Genomic DNA, 5,297 nt, shown 5'->3' on the forward strand with positions numbered 1-5,297 from the left:
ACTTGTTGCAGCAACACCCATTAAAGGTGAGTAAGCCGAGTAAGATGCGCAAAGCGGCGTGGAATGGGGACTTTAGATCTGAACTTTTCTTTGGTTAACACATTTAACAAAGCTTAATCCCGCCCTGTACACCTCCCTGACCTCCGGCAAATTTGTGGTGACGATTGCCTATCCGGTACACCGTGATAATCAGTTAATCGGTATTATTGGGGGCAATCTGACATTGGATACGCTCACCGAAACCATCGGCAAGTTGGCAATCCCCGGCAAAGGTTACGCCTTACTTATTGATGACAGCGACCAACTGATTGCGCATCCTGACGCTAAGTGGCGCCGCAAACCGGCTTCAGAGTTTTCTACAGAGCTGTCTCCGAATAAAATCCAAGCATTAATACAAGGGCACGCGATTGTCCGCGCTGACATTAACGCTCAGGACAGTCTGCTGTATGCCGTGAAAATTCCGGGGACTCGCTGGACGTTTGTCATGGTGATGGATCGGGATGAGATACTGGCACCAGTGCACCAGCAGTTTATAACACAGGTGGCTATTGGCATCGGCATGCTGTTACTCGCAATAATCATCATGGTGCTGATGACCCGCGTGTTGTTCCGCGATCTGGAGCAAATCCGTAGCAACCTTAACGCCATTGCGGAAGGCAACGGTGATCTCACCAAACGTCTTCCCATCAATGCTAATGACGAAATCGGTCAGTTGGCCGGCAGTTTTAACCGCTTCATCGCGCAATTACACGGTATCATCTCCAACCTGCGACAGACGGCGACCTCACTGCAACAGGAAGCCGAATCCTCCGCCACTACTGCCCACCAGCAGCACCAGCGGGTACAGAAGCATCAATCTGAACTACACATGGTGGCCACTGCCATCACCGAGATGGCATCTGCAACGCAGGAAATTTCCAGCAATGCCGAATCGACCTCGCATCAGGCAATGGATACCGTTTCGCTCAGCGAGCAGGGGCGGCAGCAGGTGGATAAAAGTCAGCATTCGGTTTCAGCGCTAGCGGATGATCTTGGCAACACCGGCAGTATCATCAATGAATTACACCGCCACTCACAAGAGATCAGTTCGATTCTGTCAACCATTGCAGGCATAGCCGATCAGACTAATCTGTTGGCGTTGAATGCAGCGATTGAAGCGGCCCGCGCCGGAGAACATGGGCGAGGCTTCGCTGTGGTTGCAGATGAGGTACGGGTATTGTCAAAACGTACCCACGACTCCACCAAAGAGATCGAAGCCACCATTGAAATCCTGCAGCAAACCACAGCGAAAGCGGTAACTGCGATGACCCATGCCGGCGATATGGCCTCGGAAAGTGTCAATGATGCCAAAGCTGCCAGTCATATCCTGCAGCAGATCAATGAAGCCGTCAGCCATATTAATGATATGGCGGCACAAATTGCCTCTGCCGCCGAAGAGCAAGCGTCTGTGACTATAGAAATCAACCGCAACACAGAAACCATTCGCGAAGTGGGCGATGAGATGTCCCGTAGCAGCGAAACCGCTTCCGCCGCGGCGATTACCCTCAAGGAGCTTGGTACCGACATTAACCGAGAGGTCAATAAGTTCATTCTCTGATGTTCGGAGCTCAGGCGGCAGCGTTTAACGACCTGCCGCCTGTGATTTATCGGATTTAGCCCATGCTTTCAAGGATTAAAAGTAGTAAAAACATCTGGGTCGGATACAATGCCGAGGCTCATACGGTAAATTCCGATAATTATTCATGCACAAATTAATGACATATCAATGGCACAGAATCACCTAATCAACGGCTTTTTTCCGCCGTTGCTTATCTTGGCCGCTGCGACCATTGCGGTATTGTTTAATGACAGAATTACCGGTGAATGGCTGACAGCATTGCTGTGGTTGCCTTACGCCCTAGGCGCAATTGGAACCTTGATTGCACTGCAGTTTTCCAAACGTCAGTTACTACTGAGTATACTGCTGACCGTAGCCAATTATCTGCTGATCCGCAGCTATCTACAGGCCCCTATCACGTCTGAGCTGGTTCGCTACGTGTATACATTGCTGGTGCTCTGCATGCCGTTAATGATGCTGTGCAATCAACTGGTTACCGAGCGTGGGCTCACCCATCCCAATACCTTTGTGCTTTGCAGCTTGGCGCTAATGGTGGCTGGATTAGCCGCTGCATTTTACGTGCTGGAGGGAGCCAATATCGTTGCGTGGCTGGATCGCTATTTTGCACCACGCAGTTATGCGCAAATGGTGGTCAGCGTCAATGGACTGCTGTTTTCACTGACGATGTTGATACTAAGCCTAGGATTATGCCTGTGGCGTAAGGGCACGATTCAAATCGGCCTATTCTTTGTTATGCTGGCTAACACCGTACCATTGTATTGCCTAGATATTCTCTATATTTCCAGTATTTTCGCGACTGCAGCCTTGAGCATTGCGCTATTGACCGGCATCAAAACCTCCCATGACTTGGCCTATCGAGATCAGTTGACTGGGCTGCATGGTCGCCGAAAGCTGTTTGAACGCCTAGCCGGGTTGTCTCGCCACTATTCACTGGCGATGCTGGATATTGACCACTTCAAGAAATTCAATGACACCTTCGGTCATGATGTGGGCGATGATGTCCTGGCAATGGTGGCCAGCAAAATCGCCCAGGTAGGTGGTGGCGGTGAAGTGTTCCGTTATGGCGGCGAAGAATTTACCTTCATCTTTCACGGTATGGGTAAGAAAGAGGCGGCAGAATACCTGAATGAAATCAGAGAATTAATTGCCAATACCCCATTTATCGTTAGAGACCGCTCCCGCCGCAAAACAGCCACGGCCGAACAACGCGGCAAGAGTGCAAGCGCTGGACAGAAAAAAGTGCAGATCACCGTCAGCATTGGTGTCTCAGAAAAAGCCCAAGGCCGAGAGCAAGCAGAACAGATCATCAAGGCAGCAGACAAGGCGCTGTATCAGGCCAAAGAACAGGGCCGAAACTGTGTGAAAGTGCTGTAGGTTATCTGCATCAAGTGATGGTAACTTACTGTTGCAGGTCGCATAATGACTCTTAGTCAAAGATTTCCAACAATTGCCCATTCATAGAATGAGCCATGAGCTAAGAGGTGAATCGCTATGCAGTGTAATGTGGGGACAACTGACAAAATCATTCGGGTGATTATCGGTCTGGCCATTATGGCAGCGGGCTATTATTACCAATCCTGGTGGGGAATTATCGGTATCATTCCCTTAATGACAGCGGCTATTGGCTGGTGTCCACTCTATGTACCGTTTGGTATTTCCAGCTGTAAAAAATAATCTGACCTTTGCTAACCAACGCCGACGTTATGTCGGCGTTTTAGTGCTTGCACAATACGCCCTTTATTGGGGCAATGACGCCTGATGCAACTGCACAAAAGCCTCCATGCGTGCGTTGCCACGCAATTCAGCGGCGGTCATATCATCCTGTGCCACCAATTGCTCTACTAATTGGTAATAACATTTAATTTTGGGTTCGGTGCCAGAGGGACGCACGATCACTCGGCCGCCATTTTCCAGATGATAAATCAGCACATCACTGGCAGGTAACGCGATAGATTCCACCCGACCATCGGCAAAAGTGTGCTGGCGACTTTTTAAGTCGGCTATTGATAATACAGTCATTCCTGCCACAGAAGCAGGTGGATGTTGCCGCAACCAAGCACCAATATCCGGGGTGTCTGGTTTTAAGGCGATGCTCACCTGACGGCTGAGATACATGCCATGTTCACGATAAATGGCTTCTAACTGCTGCCAGATGCTCATTCCCTGCGCCGTCAGCTCGGCCGTCATCTGCACAAAAGCCAGCAGCGCGGATAATCCATCTTTGTCCCACACCAGACTACCCACGGTATAACCGAGGGCTTCTTCATAAGCGAACAGGAATTGCTGCTCTTGGCGTTGCTGTTTCATGCCTTCATTAGCGAGCCATTTAAAGCCAGTCAACGTGGTATAACAAACGCCACCGGCTGCCTTAGCAATCTGCTCAAGCAGTGCCGAAGACACGATGGTAGTGCCCACCAAGCGTTGATAGGCGGGGGCTTTGTTAAGCAGATAATGTCCCAGCAATATGCCCACCTGATCGCCGGATAACATCTGGTAGCTGTCGGCTCGGCGCACGGCCACAGCAAACCTGTCGGCGTCGGGGTCATTAGCGCAGGCCAGGAGCGCCTGATGTTTATGCGCTTCGGTGATCACCAAATCCATAGCGCCCGGTTCTTCTGGGTTGGGAAAATTCACCGTGGGAAAATGGCCGTCAGGCTGCTCCTGCGCCGCCACGGAAAATACCTGACGGAACCCCGCATCCGCTAACAGAGTTTTAGCCATCTTAGCCCCCACGCCATGCATCGCCGTGTAAGCAACTCCAATATTGTGGTCCGCCATCTGGGACTGCAATAATGGCGCGTTCAAAATAGCCTCGCGATAACTCTCGAAAAAATCACCATCCAGCCATTGCAGTTGCCCGTTCTGTTCGGCATCCAGCAATGATTGTACCGTCACTTGCTGGTGAGCAGCGTATTCGATACACGCCGCGATCCCAGCATCGTGCGGCGGAATAATCTGGGCACCGTTGCCCCAGTACACTTTGAATCCGTTGTATTGTGGCGGGTTATGGCTGGCAGTCACCACCACGCCAGCCGCCGCATTGAAATGTTTAACGCCATAAGCAACCAATGGCGTTGGGCAAACATGGCGGGTAAGCCGCACCAAAATACCTAAGGCAGTCAGCACCATGGCAGTATCTTGCGCAAAGCGTGCTGAATCCAAGCGGCCATCATAGCCGATAATCACTCCACGACTTTTGGCATCTGCTACCTGCCGCAACAGATACTGTCCAAGCCCCGCCGCGGTTTGACGGATCACTAGCTGATTCATTCTGCTAGGGCCAGCGCCCACCTCGCCTCTAAGTCCGGCGGTACCAAAGGCCAAACGTCCAGCAAAGCGCGCGGCTAGTTCGTTGTTATTGCCCTGCTGCGCTAGCTGTTGCAATTCATTACGAGTCTCTGGATCCGGGTCCATCTCCAGCCAGGCGTTGAGTTGCATTGCCAATCGACTATCCATTTTCATCCCCATTAATGGCAATTCAGATGCACCACCTTAGGCAAATTGTGCGCGTAGCTCAAGCGCCTTCAACACGATATTGCGCGTTATCCGTATCAGTAAAAAACCACCTTCTGAAGAAGGTGGCTTTGTGATTACCCCCTAAAAGGGGGCCTTCTATACAAGAGCAAGCTCAGCTTGCTCTTGTTTTTCGACTCTTTCTTGATGGCGGACATACCTGCGA

4 protein-coding genes are annotated in these 5,297 nt (G+C 51.0%); 3 read left to right on the forward strand and 1 reads right to left on the reverse strand.

What is annotated here, in order from left to right:
* The first annotated feature begins 136 nt into the window (after nt 1-136).
* The 3 genes from J3L11_RS18400 (at nt 137) to J3L11_RS18410 (ending at nt 3,292) form a co-directional block, all read left to right on the forward strand.
* Nucleotides 137-1,597, forward strand: a complete 1,461-nt coding sequence (locus tag J3L11_RS18400) for a methyl-accepting chemotaxis protein (RefSeq protein WP_242695335.1) — start codon at nt 137-139, stop codon at nt 1,595-1,597.
* Between the two features lie 168 nt (nt 1,598-1,765).
* Nucleotides 1,766-2,992 (forward strand): GGDEF domain-containing protein, encoded by a 1,227-nt coding sequence (locus J3L11_RS18405; protein ID WP_207571931.1) that lies wholly within the window; start codon nt 1,766-1,768, stop codon nt 2,990-2,992.
* A 117-nt stretch (nt 2,993-3,109) separates the two neighbouring features.
* Entirely contained in the window at nt 3,110-3,292 is a 183-nt protein-coding gene (locus tag J3L11_RS18410; RefSeq protein ID WP_133037747.1) for a DUF2892 domain-containing protein, read from the forward strand.
* Between the two features lie 63 nt (nt 3,293-3,355).
* Here J3L11_RS18410 and J3L11_RS18415 read toward each other — a convergent pair whose 3' ends face one another.
* Nucleotides 3,356-5,074, reverse strand: a complete 1,719-nt coding sequence (locus tag J3L11_RS18415; RefSeq protein ID WP_207571932.1) for a phospho-sugar mutase — start codon at nt 5,072-5,074, stop codon at nt 3,356-3,358.
* Nucleotides 5,075-5,297 lie beyond the last annotated feature (223 nt).

It is taken from the genome of Shewanella sp. 4t3-1-2LB, assembly GCF_017368415.1.
GTDB lineage: Bacteria > Pseudomonadota > Gammaproteobacteria > Enterobacterales > Shewanellaceae > Shewanella > Shewanella fodinae.

Excerpts from the sequence above, each read along its gene's own strand:
- J3L11_RS18405 (WP_207571931.1), top strand. The coding sequence starts at position 1,766 with ATGGCACAGAATCACCTAATCAACGGCTTTTTTCCGCCGTTGCTTATC.
- J3L11_RS18410 (WP_133037747.1), top strand. The coding sequence starts at position 3,110 with ATGCAGTGTAATGTGGGGACAACTGACAAAATCATTCGGGTGATTATC.
- J3L11_RS18415 (WP_207571932.1), bottom strand. The coding sequence starts at position 5,074 with ATGGATAGTCGATTGGCAATGCAACTCAACGCCTGGCTGGAGATGGAC.